The organism is Curtobacterium sp. ME-Dv--P-122a (assembly GCF_030209645.1).
GTDB lineage: Bacteria > Actinomycetota > Actinomycetes > Actinomycetales > Microbacteriaceae > Curtobacterium > Curtobacterium flaccumfaciens.
Window position 1 is genome coordinate 101,211 of sequence record NZ_JARVRO010000002.1, and the last position, 18,113, is coordinate 119,323.

Annotated in this window: 18 protein-coding genes; 15 read left to right on the forward strand and 3 right to left on the reverse strand. The window is 72.6% G+C overall.

The features are described from left to right. Positions 1-29 precede the first annotated feature (29 nt). From QRN49_RS01600 to QRN49_RS01620, 5 genes are all read left to right on the forward strand, one after another. Entirely contained in the window at positions 30-950 is a 921-nt protein-coding gene (locus tag QRN49_RS01600; RefSeq protein ID WP_284753617.1) for an NUDIX domain-containing protein, read from the forward strand. Positions 951-1,052: 102 nt separating this feature from the next. Continuing rightward, positions 1,053-1,799, forward strand: a complete 747-nt coding sequence (locus QRN49_RS01605) for a phosphotransferase enzyme family protein (protein ID WP_027465222.1) — start codon at positions 1,053-1,055, stop codon at positions 1,797-1,799. After that, the gene (locus QRN49_RS01610; protein ID WP_284753620.1) at positions 1,796-2,872 is read left to right on the forward strand and encodes a winged helix DNA-binding domain-containing protein; all 1,077 of its coding nucleotides are present in this window, start codon (positions 1,796-1,798) and stop codon (positions 2,870-2,872) included. Before QRN49_RS01605 ends, QRN49_RS01610 begins: the two co-directional genes overlap by 4 nt. Positions 2,873-2,985: 113 nt before the next feature. Beyond that, a complete protein-coding gene (locus QRN49_RS01615) occupies positions 2,986-3,924 on the forward strand; it encodes a J domain-containing protein (protein WP_194622201.1) in 939 nt (312 codons plus the stop codon). Positions 3,925-4,038: 114 nt separating this feature from the next. Further along, positions 4,039-4,416: a hypothetical protein gene (locus QRN49_RS01620; protein ID WP_194622200.1), complete on the forward strand. Its 378-nt coding sequence runs from the start codon at positions 4,039-4,041 to the stop codon at positions 4,414-4,416. Here the strand turns inward: QRN49_RS01620 and QRN49_RS01625 are convergent. Continuing rightward, positions 4,410-4,772: an RNA-binding S4 domain-containing protein gene (locus QRN49_RS01625; RefSeq protein ID WP_071405402.1), complete on the reverse strand. Its 363-nt coding sequence runs from the start codon at positions 4,770-4,772 to the stop codon at positions 4,410-4,412. The genes QRN49_RS01620 and QRN49_RS01625 overlap by 7 nt on opposite strands. Before the next feature lie 33 nt (positions 4,773-4,805). On the opposite strand from QRN49_RS01625, the gene QRN49_RS01630 reads away from it, so the two are divergent. After that, positions 4,806-5,063 (forward strand): hypothetical protein, encoded by a 258-nt coding sequence (locus QRN49_RS01630; RefSeq protein WP_258370829.1) that lies wholly within the window; start codon positions 4,806-4,808, stop codon positions 5,061-5,063. Positions 5,064-5,236: 173 nt separating this feature from the next. Then, positions 5,237-6,394: a hypothetical protein gene (locus QRN49_RS01635; RefSeq protein WP_284753627.1), complete on the forward strand. Its 1,158-nt coding sequence runs from the start codon at positions 5,237-5,239 to the stop codon at positions 6,392-6,394. Between the two features lie 19 nt (positions 6,395-6,413). On the opposite strand, the gene QRN49_RS01640 is transcribed toward QRN49_RS01635, so the two are convergent. Continuing rightward, complete coding sequence (locus tag QRN49_RS01640; protein WP_284753629.1) at positions 6,414-7,919, reverse strand: trypsin-like peptidase domain-containing protein; 1,506 nt, start codon at positions 7,917-7,919, stop codon at positions 6,414-6,416. Positions 7,920-8,078: 159 nt separating this feature from the next. Here QRN49_RS01640 and QRN49_RS01645 point away from each other — a divergent pair, with 159 nt between their 5' ends. The 5 genes from QRN49_RS01645 to QRN49_RS01665 all read left to right on the forward strand — a co-directional run bounded on the left by QRN49_RS01645 (position 8,079) and on the right by QRN49_RS01665 (position 12,228). Then, complete coding sequence (locus QRN49_RS01645; protein ID WP_284753630.1) at positions 8,079-9,113, forward strand: FecCD family ABC transporter permease; 1,035 nt, start codon at positions 8,079-8,081, stop codon at positions 9,111-9,113. Then, entirely contained in the window at positions 9,110-10,141 is a 1,032-nt protein-coding gene (locus QRN49_RS01650) for a FecCD family ABC transporter permease (RefSeq protein WP_284753632.1), read from the forward strand. Before QRN49_RS01645 ends, QRN49_RS01650 begins: the two co-directional genes overlap by 4 nt. A gap of 158 nt (positions 10,142-10,299) precedes the next feature. Next, a complete protein-coding gene (locus QRN49_RS01655) occupies positions 10,300-10,779 on the forward strand; it encodes an FHA domain-containing protein (RefSeq protein WP_051596676.1) in 480 nt (159 codons plus the stop codon). Beyond that, positions 10,779-11,483: a transcriptional regulator FtsR gene (ftsR, locus tag QRN49_RS01660; RefSeq protein ID WP_027465230.1), complete on the forward strand. Its 705-nt coding sequence runs from the start codon at positions 10,779-10,781 to the stop codon at positions 11,481-11,483. The genes QRN49_RS01655 and ftsR overlap by 1 nt, the downstream gene beginning before the upstream one ends. 184 nt (positions 11,484-11,667) lie before the next feature. After that, on the forward strand, positions 11,668-12,228 hold the full coding sequence (locus tag QRN49_RS01665; RefSeq protein ID WP_027465231.1) for a MerR family transcriptional regulator: 561 nt from the start codon (positions 11,668-11,670) through the stop codon (positions 12,226-12,228). Positions 12,229-12,922: 694 nt separating this feature from the next. Here the strand turns inward: QRN49_RS01665 and QRN49_RS01670 are convergent. After that, positions 12,923-13,735, reverse strand: coding sequence for a ParA family protein (locus QRN49_RS01670; protein WP_027465232.1), 813 nt, complete (start codon positions 13,733-13,735; stop codon positions 12,923-12,925). Between the two features lie 60 nt (positions 13,736-13,795). On the opposite strand from QRN49_RS01670, the gene QRN49_RS01675 reads away from it, so the two are divergent. From QRN49_RS01675 to QRN49_RS01685, 3 genes are all read left to right on the forward strand, one after another. Next, complete coding sequence (locus QRN49_RS01675; protein WP_111023097.1) at positions 13,796-17,206, forward strand: pyruvate carboxylase; 3,411 nt, start codon at positions 13,796-13,798, stop codon at positions 17,204-17,206. A gap of 1 nt (position 17,207) precedes the next feature. Next, positions 17,208-17,711, forward strand: a complete 504-nt coding sequence (locus tag QRN49_RS01680; RefSeq protein ID WP_284753654.1) for a peptide deformylase — start codon at positions 17,208-17,210, stop codon at positions 17,709-17,711. Between the two features lie 142 nt (positions 17,712-17,853). Further along, on the forward strand, positions 17,854-17,985 hold the full coding sequence (locus QRN49_RS01685) for a hypothetical protein (RefSeq protein ID WP_258320840.1): 132 nt from the start codon (positions 17,854-17,856) through the stop codon (positions 17,983-17,985). Positions 17,986-18,113: the final 128 nt, after the last annotated feature.

An 18,113-nucleotide genomic window follows, 5' to 3' on the forward strand; every position in this document is an offset into this window, starting at 1 on the left:
CTCCGGGCACCGTGTGCCAGGGTTGGACCGTGCCAGACGCAACGCCCCCCGGGCCCCCACCCGGCCCCCGCGACCCCGGTGACGCCTGGGCGGTCGGCCCCGACGGCACCAAGGCGTGGGGACGCTTCGGCGCCGCCGGCCTGCTCGTCGACGACGGCGCCGGCCGCGTGCTCCTGCAGCACCGCGTCGAGTGGAGCCACCACGGCGGCACCTGGGGGATCCCCGGCGGCGCACGGCACCAGGGCGAAGCAGCGGTGACCGCCGCCCTCCGCGAATCCGCCGAAGAAGCCGGCGTCCCCGACGACGCGATCGCCCTGCGCCACACGGCACTGCTCGACCTGGGGTTCTGGACCTACACGACCGTCGTGGGGCGCGCCTCCCGACCCTTCGAACCCGTCATCGCCGACCGCGAGAGCCTCGCGCTGTCGTGGATCCCGATCGACCAGGTCGACGAGCTGCCCCTGCACCCCGGGTTCGGCAGGTCGTGGCCGGCACTCCGCGCCACGATCGCGACCACACCGCACGTCGTCGTCGACGCGGCCAACGTCGTCGGCAGCGTGCCCGACGGCTGGTGGAAGGACCGAGCCGGCGCCGCATCGCGCCTGCTGGCACAGGTGTCGGCGCTCGCCGCGGGCGGAATCTCAGCATCGTTGCTCGACCTGCCGTTCGCGCGGTGGTGGCCGCGGTGGACCGTGGTGCTCGAGGGGGAGGCCCGGGCCGCCGCAGACGTGGGCGGTGCGGGCGCAGACCGCGGCGCCGCCACCGGCGCCGTCGACGTCGTCCGTGCTCCGGCCTCCGGCGACGACGCCATCGTCGCGTCCGCGCAGGCCGCGGTGCAGGCCGGCGACGGGCCGGTCGTCGTCGTGACGGCCGACCGCGAGCTCCGCGACCGCGTCGAGGCCCTCGGCGCGGTCGTCCACGGGCCGTCCTGGTTGCGCGACCAGCTGTAGCCGCCTGGACCGCCGCGTTCCGGATGGTCACCGAGCGGCAGTCGGTCCCTGCCGGTACGCTGGCCCTCCGTCAACGGAGACGCAACACGCAGGAGGTTCCCCTTGGAGCGCATCACCAGGGCCGACGACCGAGTCCACCGCCCAGCCGGGCCGTGGACCCCCACGGTGCACCGGCTGCTCGCCCACCTGCACGAGCAGGGGTTCGTCGCAGCCCCGGAACCGATCGCCCTCGGTGACACCCTCGAGACGGTCTCGTTCGTCCCCGGCGTCGCGGGCGAGTACCCCTGGACCGAGGACATCGCCAGCGAGGCCGCCCTCGTCACCAGCGCCCGCCTGCTCCGCCAGTTCCACGACGCCGCCGCCAGCTTCCCGCGCAGCGCCACCGACGACCTCTGGTCCCAGGCCGACCGTGCCCCGGTCGAGACGATCGTGCACGGCGACTTCGCCCCGTACAACTGCGTCTACGACGGCATCGCCGCCGTCGGCCTGATCGACTTCGACACCGCCCACCCCGGGCCCCGTGTCTGGGACGTCGCGAGTGCCGTCTACCGGTTCGCACCGTTCACCACCGGCGCGGTCGAGGGATCGACCGCCCCCGACCTCGACGAGCGGCTCGCACGCGCCGCCGAGTTCTGCCGCGCCTACGCCCTCGACGACCGCTCCCGCAGCGTCCTGGCCGAGACCATGATCGCGTCCCTCGTCGCCCTGGTCACGACGATCGAGCACGAGGCCGCCGCCGGCAACCCGAAGTTCGTCAGCGACCTGCAGCACGGCCACGCCGACCTGTACCGCGCCGACGTCGCCTACCTGGAGCAGCACGCCGACGCCGTCACCGCCGCCGTCGCGTGACCACCAGCGCCGCGCGGCTCCGCACGGCGCGGTTCGCGGCGCAGGGCATCGCGGCACCCGGACTGCGACCCACCGAGGTCGTCGAGCGGATGCTGGCGGTGCAGGGGCAGGACCTCGGCCAGGTGCTCTGGGCCATCGGGGTCCGCGCTCCCGGATCGACGCGGGACGACGTCCGCGAGGCCTTCGACCGCGGGGAACTCGTCCGCTCGTGGCCGATGCGCGCCACCCTGCACGCTCTGCGCCCCGACGACCTGCGCCTGCTGCTCTCGCTCACCGCCGAACGGACGCTCCGCACGATCGCCCGACGCGCCGCCGAGCTCGGCATCGACGACGCCCTGCTCGGCCGGGCTCGGGACGCGACGATCGCGGCCCTGGTCGGTGGTCGCGCGCTGGTCCGGGACGACCTGTTCGCGGCGTACCGCGCTGCGGGCATCGACCCGGCCGGAGGCCGCGGCTACCACCTGGTCCTGCAGCTCGCGCAGGAGGGCCTCGTCGCCTGGGGCCCCACCGCCCGCGTCGGGCAGGGGCTCGTACTGCTCGACGAGTGGGCACCCGCCACCGCTGAGCTGCCGGACCGCGACGAAGCCCTCCGCCGGGTCCTGCTCGGGTACCTGCGTGGCCGTGGCCCCGCGACCGAGGCCGACGCCGCGAGCTGGACGAAGCTGCCGCTCGGTGACCTCCGCCGAGCGCGGGCCGCGGCGGGGGACGCGGTGGAGGACCTCGGCGACGGGCTCCTCGACCTCGCCGACCGGCCGGCAGCCGCGCGCGTCCCCACCGGGCACCTGCTCCCCGGCTTCGACGAGTACCTGCTCGGGTACGCCGACCGGTCCGCGCAGCTCGACCCCGCCCACGCCGACCGGGTCGTCCCCGGGGCCAACGGCATGTTCCTGCCGATGGCCGTCGGCCGCGGTCGCGTCGTCGGCACCTGGAAGCGCACCGAGCGCCGGGCCGGGCACCTCGTCACCGTCACACCCTTCGGTGCCCTCGATGCGGCATCGGTCCGCGCGCTCGAGGCAGCGGCCGCGCGGTACGCGGCGTTCCTCGGTGCGCCCGTCGCGACCACGGTGGTCTGACGCGACCACCTGCGGACCGTGTGCCGAGGCTGCCCGGCCGCCCCGACCCTCCAGACCGTACCCAGCAACCATGCGGCGGACTCCGACACTGCCTCCGGTAATGTCGCAGGGCCATGACGGACAGCCCGGCCGACGCCACCCCCTACGAAGTCCTCGGCGTCCCCGCGACGGCTGACGACGAAGCGCTCCGCCGTGCCTACCGGCGGGCCGCCCGCGAGACGCACCCCGACCTCGGCGGCGACGCCCAGCGCTTCCGCCAGGTCCAGCTCGCGTGGGAGCGCATCGGCACGCCGGCAGCCCGGCGCGCGTACGACATCGGGTCCCGCGCGTACGGCGCGTCCGGTCCGTCCGGGGCGACCGCTGGCAGGGGTGACACCGGTCGCGACGCCTACGCACCCCCGGCAGCGCGTCGCGACACCCGCCCCCGGGCCCGGTCCCACGGGCACCCCGGCGGTCGGTCGCGCGAGGTCTTCCTGCAGGCCGAACGCGAGTGGGTCGGGCTCGGCGACCCCATCGAGGACCCCTACGACCCCACGCTCATCCGCTCCGCGCCGCGGCAGATCCGGCGGCTGCTCGCCGAGGCCCTGGCCGAAGAAGCGACCGCCCTGATCGTCTCCGACATGGGGATCGGCGTCACGGTGTGGCACGACCTCGACGCCGGGGCCGAGGGCAAGCTCGACCACGCCGTCCTGACCCCGAGCGGACTCTGGGCCGTCGAGTCCATCGACTGGGGCGCTCCGGTCCGCGTCGAGCACGGCGAGATCGTCGGCGAGACGCTCGCGCCGGGGGAGCGACCCGTCAAGGAACTCGTCCGCGCCGCTCGTGCCGTGCAGAAGCAGACCAGGGTGCGGTTCTCCGGGCGGCTGCTCGTCGTGCCGGACGCCGCCGTCACCGAGGACGTGCAGCTCGTCGGCTCCCCGAAGAAGCCCACCGCGCTCGTCGTGCGCCGCAGTGCGCTCGCCCAGGTGCTGAACGGCGTCTGGTCGCCGGCGGGTTCCGTCGACGTGTTCGAGATCCGCGACCGCCTGCAGCAGACCGTCCGCTTCGTCTGACCCTGACGCCTGCGGCCTGACGCGTGGCGCTGGCCCCGGGCTCGGGGCTCGGGGCTCCGGGCTCCGGGCTCCGGGCTCCGACCGTCACCGTCCGACGCGTCGTACGATCACGGCATGCGCGAAGAGGTCGTCGTCGTGGTCGGCGGGTGGGAGCACGACTGCTGCGGGCCCGCCTACGAACGGCAGGCCACGGCGGCGTTCACCGCGTACGGCAGGACGCCGCGGTTCGCCGAGTCCCGGCACCACGACGACCCGTTCGGCATCACGGAGTTCCGTGGTCGGGTGGCCGATCTGTTCGTCGTCGCGGAGGACGGCACCCGCATCCCCGTCCACCGCATCCCGTCCGGTCGCGCGCTGGGCGGGTCCGATCCGGACGACGACGGGCACCTCGAGGCCCCGTGGACCGGAGAACGGATCGAGGTCGAGTCCGACACGTTCGAGATCGTGGTCGATGTCCACGTGCCCGGGTCCGGGTCCGCGAAACGTCAGTAGCCGCGGAGCTTCTCGAGGTCGCGGCGCTCCCGCTTGCTCGGCCGTCCGGCGCCGCGATCGCGCATCGGGACGAAGCCGGCCTCTTCCTTCGACAGCCGCGGCGGGGTCTTGTCCTCGAAGTGCTTCGCAGCCTCGGGTGCGCTCGTCCGCTTCAGGATGATGCCGGTGACCATGACGATGCGGTCGAAGCCGTTCTGGCGCACCCGCACCTCGTCGCCGGGGCCGATCGGCTGCGCCGGCTTCGCGCGCTCCCCGTTCACCCGGACGTGACCGGCCTTGCACGCGGCGGTGGCGGCCGACCGGGTCTTGGTGATCCGGACGGCCCAGATCCAGCTGTCGACCCGGGCCTTCTCCATGCCGACACTCTAGGCGGCCCGTACCCTGGGGCGGTGCATGCGGACGAACAGGCGGCGATCGCCCGGGCCCGTGCCCTCGGGGTGCTGCACGACGCCGCGATCGGGGACCGCCTGGTGGTCCGGGCGCACCACGGGGACGGCGCGCAGGACGCCCTCGGTGACCTGGTCGCCCGGACGCCCGACGCCGTGACGATCGCCACCCGCCGCGGCCCGGTCGAGGTCCGGCTCGCCGACGTCGTCGCCGCGAAGCCCGTCCCGCCGCCCCCGCCCGCACGGCCTGCTCGGCGCTGACGCGCTCGGCTCGTCTGGTGCGAGGTTCCGTCCTCCGTGCGACCGCTCGTGGGGAGCACGGAGCACGGAACCTCGCACCACTCGCACAGCACCTCGCACAGCACTTCGCACGGTGCGAGCCACCCCGGCGAGCCGCAGGCCCCCGCGCCCCGCTCCCGACATACGCTCATCCCATGGCAGTCCCCGTCCCGCTCGGCACCGAGGACCGCACCGCCCGCCTCACCCTCCGCCGCCCGGACTCCTGGCGCCGCGAGGACTCAGCCCAGGCGGACCTGCGCGTCACCGGTGACGACGTCGTCCTCACCGTCCGATCCCGCCCCAGTGACCGCGCGATCGGCGACGAGAACACCGGGCTGCTCGAACGGCTGCCCGGCTCCGTCGAGGGCCTGCTGCTCGTCGGCTGCGACCCATGGACCACCGCCGGCGCCCCGGCCCGGCTGGTCGAGTACGTCCGGCCCGACGAGCACGGCGACGTCGCCGGCACCCACCTGCTCTTCGTCACCGGTCGGCACCGCGTCGACCTGACGATCGAACGCCCGCTCGCCCGGCTGCTCGAGACCGACGACCTCGTGCTCGCGGTCCTCGAGAGCGTCCGCGCCACCGAGACGGTCCCGGTCCGCCCCGAGCGTGACCTCGAACCCCTGCCGGCCCCCGCCCCGGCACCGTCGCTCGACGGCCCCCGCCTCAGCACGGACGCGATCGGCACCCTGCAGAGCCTCGCCGGACGCCGGTGGAACCCCACGCTCCTCCGCACCGCGGCGGGCCGCGAACTCATCGAGGCGGGCCTCGTCGGCCGACTCGGCACCCTGCCGGAGTCGACGCAGACCCTCCTCGAACCCTGGCAGGGCGATGCCCAACCGGTCACGCTGGAACAGCACCTGCCCGACGGGGGCGAGTCGCGCCTCCAGGCCTGGTCGCAGACCGTCGTCGACGGGACCGACGCGGCGGGCGCCGTGGTCGCGTCCTTCACGCCCGATCGGGCCGTCGCGCTGCTGGCCGGGAGGCTCGGCATCGGTCCGACGTGGACCTTCCCGTTCCGCACGGGGTCGCTCCCAGGGCACCTGCTCGGCCGCAAGCTGGCCGGCGGTCCGGACGCACCGGACCTGCCGGAGGCCCTCGTCGAGGCGGACCCGCGTCTCGCGCGGTTCTGGGCCGCGCCGTGGACCGTCTCGTACCTGCGTCGACCGGGCAAGCCGAAGCCGATCACGATCGTGTGTGCCGAGGGGCACGGGTTCGCGCGCGTGGGCACGACGAAGGCCGGGGAGACCGCCTTCCGGACGGACTCCCCGGCCAACGTCTACCGGTCGGTGGTGCGGGCGCTGCTGGGTTGAGCGCGCCCGGGCTCTCCCGCTACGCGGCGGGGCCGGCGGTCAGGGTGATCGTGACCGTCTTCGCGGCGCCGGTGCTGTCGGTGTACCGGACGCTCACCTTGTCGCCGACCGAGTGCGACTGGACGACCTTGGTCAGCTGATCCGAGCTCGTGACCGCGGTGCCGTCGATGCTCGTGATCGTGTCCCCGGCGGTCAGGCCGGCGCTCGCGGCACCGGAGCCCTCGACCGTGCCGGCGACGGCGACGCCGCCCGTGGTGCCGGTGGTGTTGCTGACCTCGACCCCGAGGAACGCGGGCAGCCCGATGGTGATCGTGCTCGAGGACTCCCCGGCGAGGATCTTCTCGGCGATCGTCTTGGCGGTGGTGATCGGGATGGCGTAGCCGGTGACGTCGGCCGTGCCGGAGGACGCTGCCGTGGCCATGCCGACGACCTCGCCCTCGCTGTCGAGCACCGGTCCGCCGGAGTCGCCGGAGACGATGTCCGCCGAGATCTCGATCAGGCCGGTCAGGGACTCGGTGCCGGTGCCGGACTCGCTCTGCACCTGGATGTCCTGGTCGGTCGCGGTGACGGTGCCCTCGGCGGCGACGAGGTTGCCGGTGCCCTCGGCGTTGCCGACGTCCTTGACGGTGTCACCGGTGCTCGGCTCGCCGTCGTCGTCGAGCGTGACCGTGGACAGTCCGGAGGCGTTCTGGAGCTTCAGGACGGCGACGTCGTTGGTGGCGTCGGCCCCGACCACGTCGGCCTTGTACTCCTTGCCGGTGGTCTCGTCGGTGACGGTGATGCTCGTCGCGCCCTGGATCACGTGGTTGTTCGTCAGGATCGTGCCGTCGGAGGTCAGGACCATGCCGGTGCCGGCCGCCTGTGACGACTCGTCGTAGTTCAGGACGGTGTTGATGGTCACGACGCCCTTCTTGTCGGCGGCCGTCGCCGCGGTGGCGGGGGACTGGATCGTGCCGGTGCCGGTGCTGCCGTCGCCGCTGGTGCCGCTGCCGCTGCCGTCGCCGGGCACCGTGAAGCCGTTCGTTCCGTCGCTGCTGCCGGTGCCGCCGGTGCCGCCGGTCCCGTCGGTGCCGGATCCGGTGCCGGGCAGGGTGGTGGTGCCCTGCGACTGGCTCGACGTCGTGGTCGTCCCCTGCGAGGACAGGCCGAGGGCGGTGCCACCGGCCGCACCGACGATGGCGAGCGCGGCGATGCCGGAGCCGATCATCAGTCCCAGGCGACGCGGGCGCTTCGTCGTACCGGGGTGGTTCGCGGTCGCCGCCGAGTACGCCCACGCGTGGTTCGCGCCGGCGAGGGCGGGGCTGCCGATCAGGTACGGGCCGCGGCCGTCCGGCGTGTAGGCGTAGGGGCCGGAGCCGTCCGGACCGTAGAGGTAGGGACCGGAGCCGTCGAACGCGTACGCCGGGCGCAGGGAGGCCGGGTCGGCGTGCGGCGCCTCCCAGTGCATCCCGGGAGCCTGCTGCTGCGCGGCGGGGGTGCCGTCCTCGTCGTGGTCGGCGGCTGCGGGGTTCGGGGTCTCGTTCATCGGTGCTCTCCGGTCGTCCCTCGACGACCCGGTCGGGCGTCGATGGAGACCAGTACAGGGCGCGTCCCCATGACGAGCCTATGAACGAACCCTGCGCACGCTCCGGGCTTGCTCGGGGGACGCCGAGTGGGGCTCCGGCGTTAGGGTGGCCTTACTTCCATGCCTCCGTCGACGTCCACGCCCCCGGCTCCCAGCTCCGTCCCCCGACTCGTCGGTGCGACCGTGCTGGCGGTCGTCGTCCTCGCCGTGGCGTGTGCTCTGTCGATCGCGTACGGCTCGCGGCCGATCCCGCTCGGGACCGTCCTCGACACGGTGATGCACCCCGGTCGGAGCGACGAGGTCGGGCTCATCGTGCTCGGCAACCGCGTGCCCCGCACCGTCGTCGGACTGCTCGCCGGAGCCGCGCTCGGGGTGGCCGGGGCGGTCATGCAGGGCGTGACGCGGAACCCGCTCGCCGACCCGAGCGTCCTCGGCATCAACTCCGGAGCGACGCTGGCCGTGGTGGCCGGGATCGCGGTCTTCGGCGTGAGCGGCACGGCTGCCTACCTGCCGTTCGCCTTCATCGGGGCCGCTCTCGCCGCCGTGCTCGTGTACGGGATCGCGACCGTCGCCCGACGCGGCCTCTCGCCCGTCGGGCTCGCCCTCGCCGGAGCCGTGGTCGCCGCCGCGCTGTCGTCGGTCACCACTGCGGTGCTCGTGACCGACCAGAGCCTGCTCGACCAGCTGCGCTTCTGGCAGGTCGGTGCCCTCGCCGGCAAGGACCTCGGCACGGCGGGGATCATCACGGCGCCGGTGCTCGTCGGGCTGGTGATCGCGTTCGGCCTCGGTCGGTCGCTGAACACACTCGCACTCGGGGACGAACTCGCAGCGTCGCTCGGGCAGCGGGTCGTGCTCGTCCGCGCCGTCGGCGGTCTGGTCGCGGTGCTGCTGGCCGGGTCCGCGGTGGCCGCCGCCGGGCCCATCGCCTTCGTCGGGCTCGCCGTGCCGCACGCCGTCCGTCGGCTGAGCGGCCCCGACCACCGCTGGACCATCCTGCTGTCGGCGATCGTCGCCCCCGCACTGCTGCTCGTCGCCGACGTCATCGGCCGCGTCGTGGCGTACCCGGGGGAGTTGCAGGTCGGCATCGTCACGGCGTTGATCGGGGCGCCGGTGTTCATCGCGCTCGTGCGGTCGAGGGCGGTGCGGGGACTGTGAGGCAGTTGTTCGGCTCCGGCCGCCCGCGGTCCGGCAGTCTGCGCCGCTCGGCCGGCCTGCGTCGTGAGGTCTCGGTGCTCGTCGCCGTGCTCGTGGTCGTCGTGGTGCTCGTCCTGGTCGGGCTCGGCGCCGGTTCGATCCCGCTCACCCCGGGCCAGGTGCTCGCCTCCCTGTTCGGCCCGGGGGACCGGATCTCGGACTTCGTCATCGGGCAGCTCCGCGGGCCGCGGGTGCTCGGTGCGGTCCTCGTCGGCGCCAGTCTCGGCGTCGCGGGCGCGATCGTGCAGAGCGTCGTGCGGAACCCGATCGCGAGCCCCGACGTCATCGGGATCACCTCGGGGGCCAGTGCCGCCGGACTCACCGCCATCGTGCTGTTCGGTGCGAGCGGTGGCACGCTCTTCTCGGTCGTGCTCGTCGGCGCCGTGGTGGTCTCGATCGTCATCGCCGGGCTCGCCTGGCGACGGGGGATCACCGGCAACCGGGTGATCCTCGTCGGGATCGGTGTCGCGGCCATCTGCCTGAGCATCACGGGCTGGATGCTCACGAGCGGCACCGTCACCCAGGCCGGCACCGCACTGCTCTGGCTCTCCGGCAGCCTGAACGCCGTCGACCGCGACCTGGTCGGGGTGCTCGGCGTCGCGTTCGTCGTGCTCGTCGTGCTCGCGCTGCTGCAGTCCGCCCGTCTGCAGGTGCTGAGCCTCGGGGACGAGGTCGCCGCCGCACTCGGACTCCGGCCGGACCGGGCGAAGGTGCTCCTGCTCCTCACCGCCGTGTGCCTGACCGCCGCAGCCGTCGCCACCGCGGGGCCCGTCTCGTTCGTGGCGCTGATGTCTGCGCCGATCGCCCGACGCCTCGTCGGCGGCGGACGGGTGGCGCTCGCGCCGGCCGCTGCCGTCGGTGCCGCGATCACGCTCGGCAGCGACCTGCTGGCACAGTTCGCCTTCCCCGGCACCGCGCTGCCGGTGGGCGTCGTGACGGGCGTCGTGGGGGCGCCGTACCTGCTCTGGTTGCTCGCACGCGGACGGTGACGCCGGGTCGCACGAGTCGATGACGTCGGGTCCCGCGGGTCGCTGACGCGGCTCGTGCGTTCGCGGATCGCGGAAGTCCCTCCACAGTCCCAGATCGGGGCTGCCGCTCGGGGCTTCGTTTCCGATACGCTGGTGGGCCAAGAGGAGGAGGTCCACCGATGCCAGATCCAGTGGTCCCGCAGCCGGGCGGTCAGAAGACCCCGGAGCAGCGGCTGGTCGACACCACGCTGACCTTCAGCATGGACATGGGCGCGGCGCTCACCGCCGAGTCCGGTGTCTCGACCGAAGAACGTGAAGCCGTCAACGCACTGCCCTCCGGGTCAGCGTTGCTCGTGGTCCGTCGCGGCCCCAACGTGGGTGCGCGGTTCCTCCTCGACTCCGACGTCACGACGGCCGGTCGACACCCCGACGCCGACATCTTCCTCGACGACGTCACCGTGTCGCGCAAGCACGCGCAGTTCCTGCGCCACGGCACGAGCTTCAGCGTCAAGGACAACGGTTCCCTGAACGGCACGTACTTCGACGGTGTCCGCATCGACGAAGCGCTGCTCACCGACGGGGCCGAGGTCCAGGTCGGCAAGTTCCGCCTGACGTTCTACGCATCTCGGGTCGACCTGGCGCGCCTGGCGAACGCGTAGTGGCCGCACGGTCCGCTGCGGCCCGGGCGGGGTCCGCGGCACCGGACCTGCTCACCATCGGGCAGGTCCTCGCTCGCCTCAAGCCCGAGTTCCCGGACCTGTCGAGCTCCAAGCTGCGGTTCCTCGAAGAGCGCGAGCTCGTCACCCCGATCCGCACGGCCAGTGGGTACCGCAAGTTCTCCGCTGCCGACCTCGAGCGGCTCCGGGTGATCCTCGGACTGCAGCGTGACCACTACCTGCCGCTCAAGGTCATCAAGGAGTACCTCGCCGACCTCGATGCCGGACGCGAACCCGTCCTGCCCGGCGGAGGCGATGCGCCGAAGCCGTCGATCCTCGGTCGCGAACGCCGGTACACCCGCGACGAGACGGTCCGGGCAGCCGGAGCCTCCCCGATGCTCCTCGCCGACGCGGTCTCGGCTTCGCTGCTCCCGGCCACCGACACCTACGGTGACGACGGCGTCTCCGTTCTGAAGGCCCTGGTCGAACTGCAGCGCACGGGTATCGAGCCGCGACACCTCCGCACGCTGCGCAGCACCGCCGAGCGCGAGGTCGGTCTCATCGAGTCCGCTCTCATGCCGGTCTCCCGCCGGGGCGACGCCACCTCGCGGGCCAAGGCCACCGAGCTCGCGCGTGAGATCGCCGGGCACCTCGAGATCATCCGGTCGAACCTCATCCGCCAGGCCATCGGTCGTCTCGACGCATGACGCCGTCCGGTGCTCCGACAGGGCTTGTGTGTCAGTGGCCGAGGCGTATCCTCGACACGCCGGACGCGCCGGGTCGGATGTCCCGCGCGGGAGCGGTCGGAGTCGCTACCGTGGACCTCGGAACAACTCTCAACCCGTCGTTGAAGCTTCGGGTGGGAGCTCGATCGTCGTGGAAGGCAAGCTCATGAGTGGGAACGACACCCCTGGCACCGAGTCTGATGTGACCCGGTACGACCTCGGGCTGCTCTTCACCGATGGTCTGCCCGAGCACGACGAGCAGAACGGCTACCGCGGCACCGTTGCCGCACGGGCAGCCGGCATCTCGTACCGACAGCTCGACTACTGGGCCCGCACCGAACTCGTGCAGCCGACGATCCGCGGGGCCGCCGGCTCCGGATCGCAGCGTTTGTACGGGTTCCGCGACATCCTCGTGCTCAAGCTCGTGAAGCGCCTGCTCGACACCGGCATCTCGCTGCAGCAGATCCGCACCGCGGTCAACCAGCTCCGTGAGTCCGGCGTCTCCGACCTGGCGCAGACCACGCTGATGTCCGACGGCGCCTCGGTGTACCTGTGCACCTCCGACGACGAGGTCATCGACCTCGTGTCCCGCGGCCAGGGTGTCTTCGGCATCGCGGTCGGCAAGGTCCTGCGCGAGGTCGAGAGCTCCCTGGTCGAGCTCGACGCCACCGCTGCGGCCGACCCCTCCGACGAGCTCGCCGCTCGTCGCGCTTCCCGCGCTTCCTGACCGTTCGGGTTCCGGCCGAGTGGTCGCGAACCGTCGTGTGCGCGTCGCCGAGGTGTCACGAACCGTCGCCTGCGACGGTGCCGGCCGACGGTTGGTGACCGCTCGGCGGACGTGAGCGGTGTGTCGTGTCCGCTGGGCGAGCCGGGGTCGGGCGTGTCTGCCGGGTCGGGGTGGGCTTCCCGGCGGTCGGCGATGTGTCACGAACCGCCGTGTGCGCGTCGCCGAGGTGTCACGAACTGTCGCCTGCGGAGCCGCCTGCCGACGGTTGGTGACCGCTCGGCGGACGTGAGCGGTGTGTTGTGACCGCGCGGCGAGCCGGGGCCGGGCGTGCCTGCCGGGGTCGGGGCGGGCCTCCCGGCGGTCTGCGCGTGGTCACGAACCGCCGTGTGCGCGTCGCCGAGGGGTCACGAACTGTCGCCAGCGACGCTGCCTGCCGACAGTTGGTGACCGCTCGGTGGACGTGAGTGGCATGTCGTGACCGCTGGCGAGCCGGGGCCGGGTGGTGCCTGCCGGGGCCGGGGCCGGCCTCCCGGCAGCCGCCGAGGTGTCACGAATCGTCGTGTGCGCGTCGCCGAGGGGTCACGAACTGTCGCCTGCGACGCTGCCGACCGACAGTTGGTGACACCTCGCCGGACGTGAGCGGCATGTCACGCGACCGCGACCGCGACCGCGCCGCGACCGCACGAGCACCGACCTACGCGGCGCCACCCTCGGCGTACGGACCGATCTTGCCGGTGCGCATGATGCGCTCGAGCAGCTGGTCGAAGTTCTTCGCCATCTCCTGCGCGGACTCGCCGGGCCAGACGTGCAGCGGCTTCGCGGCACCCTGCGCCTGCTGCAGCGACGTGCGCTCCGGCAGCTGCGGGGAGAGCACGAGCGGGCCGAACATGTCCCGGAGTTCCTTGATGCGGAACTGGTGCTCGAGCGACTGCACCCGGGCACGGTTCACGATGATGCCGAGGGGCTGCAGGCGCGGGGAGAGCCCGCGGCGGATCTCCTCGATGGCGCGCAGTGCACGGTCGGCGGCGGCGACGGAGAACAGGCCGGGCTCGGTGACGACGGTGACGCGGTCGGACGCGGCCCACGCGGTGCGGGTCAGGGCGTTCAGCGACGGCGCGCAGTCGATGAGGACGAGCTCGTAGTCCTGCTCGACGTTCGCCAGGGCCTCTTCGAGCTTCCAGATGTCGCGGATCGACGGGTGCGGACCGTCGAAGTTGATGGCGGAGGGCGACCCGACCATGACGTCGATCTTGCCCTGCGACCCCTTCGTCCAGCCCGAGGGGGCGATCGCCTGACGGACGATCTTCTCCTTCGGGTTCTCGAGGACGTCGGCGACGTTGAGGTGGCCGGCGAGGTTGATGTCGAGGCCCGTCGAGACGTCGGACTGCGGGTCCAGATCCACCACCAGCGTGCGCAGTCCCTTGGCGAACGCGGCCGAGGTCAGGCCGAGCGTCACCGTCGTCTTGCCGACACCACCCTTGAGGGAGCTCACGCTGAGTACATGCACGTTGAGCAACGTTACCGCCACTAGGGTTGTCTCACCTCAACCCGGGCTGAAAGGGACGTCGTGTTCACGAAGATCCTCGTTGCGAACCGTGGCGAGATCGCCATCCGCGCGTTCCGTGCCGCCTACGAGTTGGGGGCCCGTACGGTGGCCGTCTACCCGTACGAAGACCGGAACTCCCTGCACCGGCTCAAGGCCGACGAGGCCTACCTGATCGGGGAGCGGGGCCACCCGGTCCGGGCGTACCTGGACGTCTCCGAGATCATCCGCGTCGCCCGCGAGTCGGGGGCCGACGCGATCTACCCGGGGTACGGGTTCCTGTCCGAGAACCCCGAGCTCGCCGCGGCAGCAGCCGCGAACGGCATCACCTTCATCGGCCCGGGCGAGCACGTGCTCGAGATGGCCGGCAACAAGGTCACCGCGAAGGAGCACGCAATCGCAGCCGGCGTCCCGGTCCTCGCGAGCACCCCGGCGAGCCGCGACATCGACGAACTGATCGCCGGCGCCGACGCGATCGGGTTCCCGGTCTTCGCCAAGGCCGTCGCCGGTGGTGGTGGCCGTGGCATGCGCCGGGTGGAGACGAAGCCCGAGCTGCGCGACGCCCTCGAAGCCGCGATGCGCGAGGCCGACAGTGCGTTCGGCGACCCGACGATGTTCCTCGAGCAGGCCGTCATCCGTCCGCGCCACATCGAGGTGCAGATCCTCGCCGACGCGACCGGCACCGACGCCGGCACGATCCACCTGTTCGAGCGGGACTGCTCGGTGCAGCGGCGCAACCAGAAGGTGGTCGAGATCGCGCCGGCGCCGAACCTCGACCCCGCGATCGCGCAGGCACTGCACCGTGACGCCGTGGCCTTCGCCCGGTCGATCGGGTACGTGAACGCCGGCACCGTGGAGTTCCTGCTCGACACCGAGGGCGAGCGCGAGGGGCAGCACGTCTTCATCGAGATGAACCCGCGCATCCAGGTCGAGCACACGGTCACCGAAGAGGTCACCGACGTCGACCTGGTGCAGTCGCAGATGCGCATCGCGGCGGGGGAGACCCTCGCCGACCTCGGACTGTCGCAGGACACCGTCGCCGTGCACGGCGCCGCGCTGCAGACCCGCATCACGACCGAGGACCCGACGCAGGGCTTCCGTCCGGACACCGGCCGGATCAGCACCTACCGCAGCCCCGGCGGCGCGGGCGTCCGGCTCGACGGCGGCACGGTCGCCACCGGCGCGCAGATCAGCCCGCACTTCGACTCGATGCTCGCGAAGATGACGTGCCGCGGCCGGGACTTCCCGGCGGCGGTGTCCCGGGCCAAGCGCGCCCTCGCCGAGTTCCGCATCCGCGGCGTCAGCACGAACATCCCGTTCCTGCAGGCCGTGCTCGAGGACCCGGACTTCGCCCGCGGTGACGTCTCGACGAAGTTCATCGAGGAACGTCCGCAGCTCTTCGGCGGCCACGTCTCGAAGGACCGCGGCACGAAGGTGCTCACCTGGCTCGCCGACGTCACGGTGAACAAGCCGAACGGTGAGCGGTCGCCGCTGGTCACCGACCCGGCCGACAAGCTCCCGGCCACCGACCTGACAGCGCCGGTGCCCGAGGGTCAGCGTGACCGCCTGCTGGCCATGGGGCCGGCCGAGTGGTCGAAGGCCCTGCGCGCCCAGACGGCCCTCGCGGTGACCGAGACGACGATGCGCGACGCCCATCAGTCGCTCCTCGCCACCCGGGTCCGCACGAAGGACCTCGTCGCCGTCGCACCGCACGTCGCGCGGCTCACCCCGCAGCTGCTCAGCGTCGAGGCCTGGGGAGGTGCCACGTACGACGTCGCCCTCCGGTTCCTCGGTGAAGACCCCTGGGAGCGCCTGTCCTCGCTGCGGGAAGCGATGCCGAACATCCCGATCCAGATGCTGCTGCGCGGGCGCAACACGGTCGGCTACACGCCGTACCCGACCGAGGTCACCGATGCCTTCGTCGACGAGGCCGCCCGGTCCGGCGTCGACGTCTTCCGCGTGTTCGACGCGCTGAACGACGTCAGCCAGCTGCGTCCCGCCCTGGAGGCCGTGCTCGCGACCGGCACGGCCGTCGCCGAGGCGGCGCTCTGCTACACCGCCGACCTCCTCGACCCCGCCGAGGACCTCTACACGCTCGACTACTACCTCCGCCTGGCGGAGCAGATGGTCGAGGCCGGCGCGCACGTCATCGGCATCAAGGACATGGCCGGGCTCCTCCGTGCCGGTGCGGCCGAGAAGCTCGTCACCGCCCTGCGCGAGCGCTTCGACCAGCCCGTGCACGTGCACACCCACGACACCGCCGGCGGCCAGCTCGCGACCCTGCTCGCAGCCTCGCGCGCCGGGGCCGACGCCGTCGACGTGGCCGCAGCACCCATGGCCGGCACGACCAGCCAGCCGAGCATGTCCGCCCTGGTCGCCGCCCTGGCCCACACCGAGCGCGACACCGGCCTGTCCCTCGACGCCGTCGGTGACCTCGAGCCGTACTGGGAGTCGGTCCGTCGCGTGTACGCCCCGTTCGAGTCCGGGCTCGCCGGTCCGACCGGGCGTGTCTACAAGCACGAGATCCCCGGCGGTCAGCTGTCGAACCTCCGGCAGCAGGCGATCGCCCTCGGACTCGGCGACCGGTTCGAGCAGGTCGAGGACTGGTACGCCGAGGCGAACCGGATCCTCGGGCGCCCGACCAAGGTCACGCCGTCGTCGAAGGTCGTCGGTGACCTCGCACTGCAGCTCGCCGCGGTCGGTGCCGACCCGGTCGACTTCGAGCAGAACCCCGACAAGTACGACATCCCGGATTCCGTGGTCGGGTTCATGGCCGGCGAACTGGGCGACCTGCCCGGAGGCTGGCCGGAGCCGTTCCGCTCGAAGGTCCTGGCCGGGCGTGACGTCCGACTCGAGATCACCCCGGTGCCCGCGGACGAGCGTGCGCACCTCGAGACCCCCGGACCCGAGCGGCAGCAAGCCCTCAACCGCCTGCTCTTCCCGCAGCCGACGCAGCAGTTCCAGCGCGTGCGGGAGCAGTACGGCGACCTGTCCGTCGTCCCGACCGTCGACTACCTGTACGGGCTGCGCCCCGGGCAGGAGCACAGCGTCCCGCTCGGCAAGGGCGTCGACCTGTTCGTCGGGCTCGAGGCGATCGGCGAGGTGGACGCCAAGGGCATCCGTACGGTCATGGCGACGATGAACGGGCAGCTCCGCCCGGTCGCCGTCCGCGACCGTTCGGTCGAGGTCGAGACGAAGGCGGCCGAGAAGGCCGACGCGTCCGACCCCAAGCACGTGGCCGCGCCGTTCTCCGGCGTGGTGACGCTCAAGGTCGCCGTCGGTGACGTCGTCGAGGCCGGTACGCCGGTGGCGAGCATCGAGGCGATGAAGATGGAAGCGGCCATCACGGCGCCCGTGTCGGGCACCGTCGGCCGACTCGCGATCCCGGTGACCCAGCAGGTGGACGCCGGCGACCTCCTGGTGGTGCTGCAGTAAATTGACCGTTCGTCCCATCCGCCTGTTCGGCGACCCCGTCCTCCGCTCGCCGGCCGACCTGATCCGCCCCGAACTGCTCGGCAGCGCCGGGGTCCGTGACCTCGTGCAGGACCTCATCGACACCGTCAAGGAACCCGGACGTGCCGGAGTGGCCGCGCCCCAGATCGGCGTCGGGCTCCGTGCGTTCTCGTACAACGTGGACGGTGAGGTCGGCTACGTCCTCAATCCCGAGATCGTCGAGGTCTCCGGGGAGCCCGAGCTCATGGAAGAGGGCTGCCTCTCCGTCCCGGGGCTCGGTTACCCGACGCGTCGCTCCCCGTACGCGAAGGTGCGGGGTGTCGACGTCAACGGCGACGAGGTCGTCCTCGAGGGCACCGGCCTGATGGCCGAGGCGCTCCAGCACGAGTGCGACCACCTCGACGGCACCGTCTACGTGATGACGCTCGACCCCGAGGTCCGCCGTCAGGCACTGCGCGACATCCGTGCACAGGACTGGTTCCACTGAGCGCTTGCACAGTCCCGCGTTCGCCGGCTGTGAACTGTGGTGTGACACCCCCACGGGGGATTGTCGCTTTGTCCTGACGAGGGGGTACCGTGCTGCTGTCGGCCTCCCACCGACGACCATCCCATCCCCCCAGGACTCCCGCATGACCAGTCAGAACGACGAGCTCAGCTCGCACCGCACCCGCACCAACCGTCGACCGGCCGAGGCCACCGTCACGACCGGTTCGACCGCCGTCCTCGACGCCCCCGCGACGGAGCAGTCGCAGGAGGCCTGAGCCCTGCAGGCGCCCCCGGCGCCCGCTGAACAGCCTGGAGGCCCGGATCACGTCCGTCGGACGTGATCCGGGCCTCCAGGCCGTTGCGTGCACACCCGCGCGTACCTGGCGGAATCGGGCGTACTTGG

Excerpts from the sequence above, each read along its gene's own strand:
- QRN49_RS01615 (WP_194622201.1), top strand. The coding sequence starts at position 2,986 with ATGACGGACAGCCCGGCCGACGCCACCCCCTACGAAGTCCTCGGCGTC.
- QRN49_RS01620 (WP_194622200.1), top strand. The coding sequence starts at position 4,039 with ATGCGCGAAGAGGTCGTCGTCGTGGTCGGCGGGTGGGAGCACGACTGC.
- QRN49_RS01625 (WP_071405402.1), bottom strand. The coding sequence starts at position 4,772 with ATGGAGAAGGCCCGGGTCGACAGCTGGATCTGGGCCGTCCGGATCACC.
- QRN49_RS01635 (WP_284753627.1), top strand. The coding sequence starts at position 5,237 with ATGGCAGTCCCCGTCCCGCTCGGCACCGAGGACCGCACCGCCCGCCTC.
- QRN49_RS01640 (WP_284753629.1), bottom strand. The coding sequence starts at position 7,919 with ATGAACGAGACCCCGAACCCCGCAGCCGCCGACCACGACGAGGACGGC.
- QRN49_RS01645 (WP_284753630.1), top strand. The coding sequence starts at position 8,079 with ATGCCTCCGTCGACGTCCACGCCCCCGGCTCCCAGCTCCGTCCCCCGA.
- QRN49_RS01655 (WP_051596676.1), top strand. The coding sequence starts at position 10,300 with ATGCCAGATCCAGTGGTCCCGCAGCCGGGCGGTCAGAAGACCCCGGAG.
- QRN49_RS01665 (WP_027465231.1), top strand. The coding sequence starts at position 11,668 with ATGAGTGGGAACGACACCCCTGGCACCGAGTCTGATGTGACCCGGTAC.
- QRN49_RS01685 (WP_258320840.1), top strand. The coding sequence starts at position 17,854 with ATGACCAGTCAGAACGACGAGCTCAGCTCGCACCGCACCCGCACCAAC.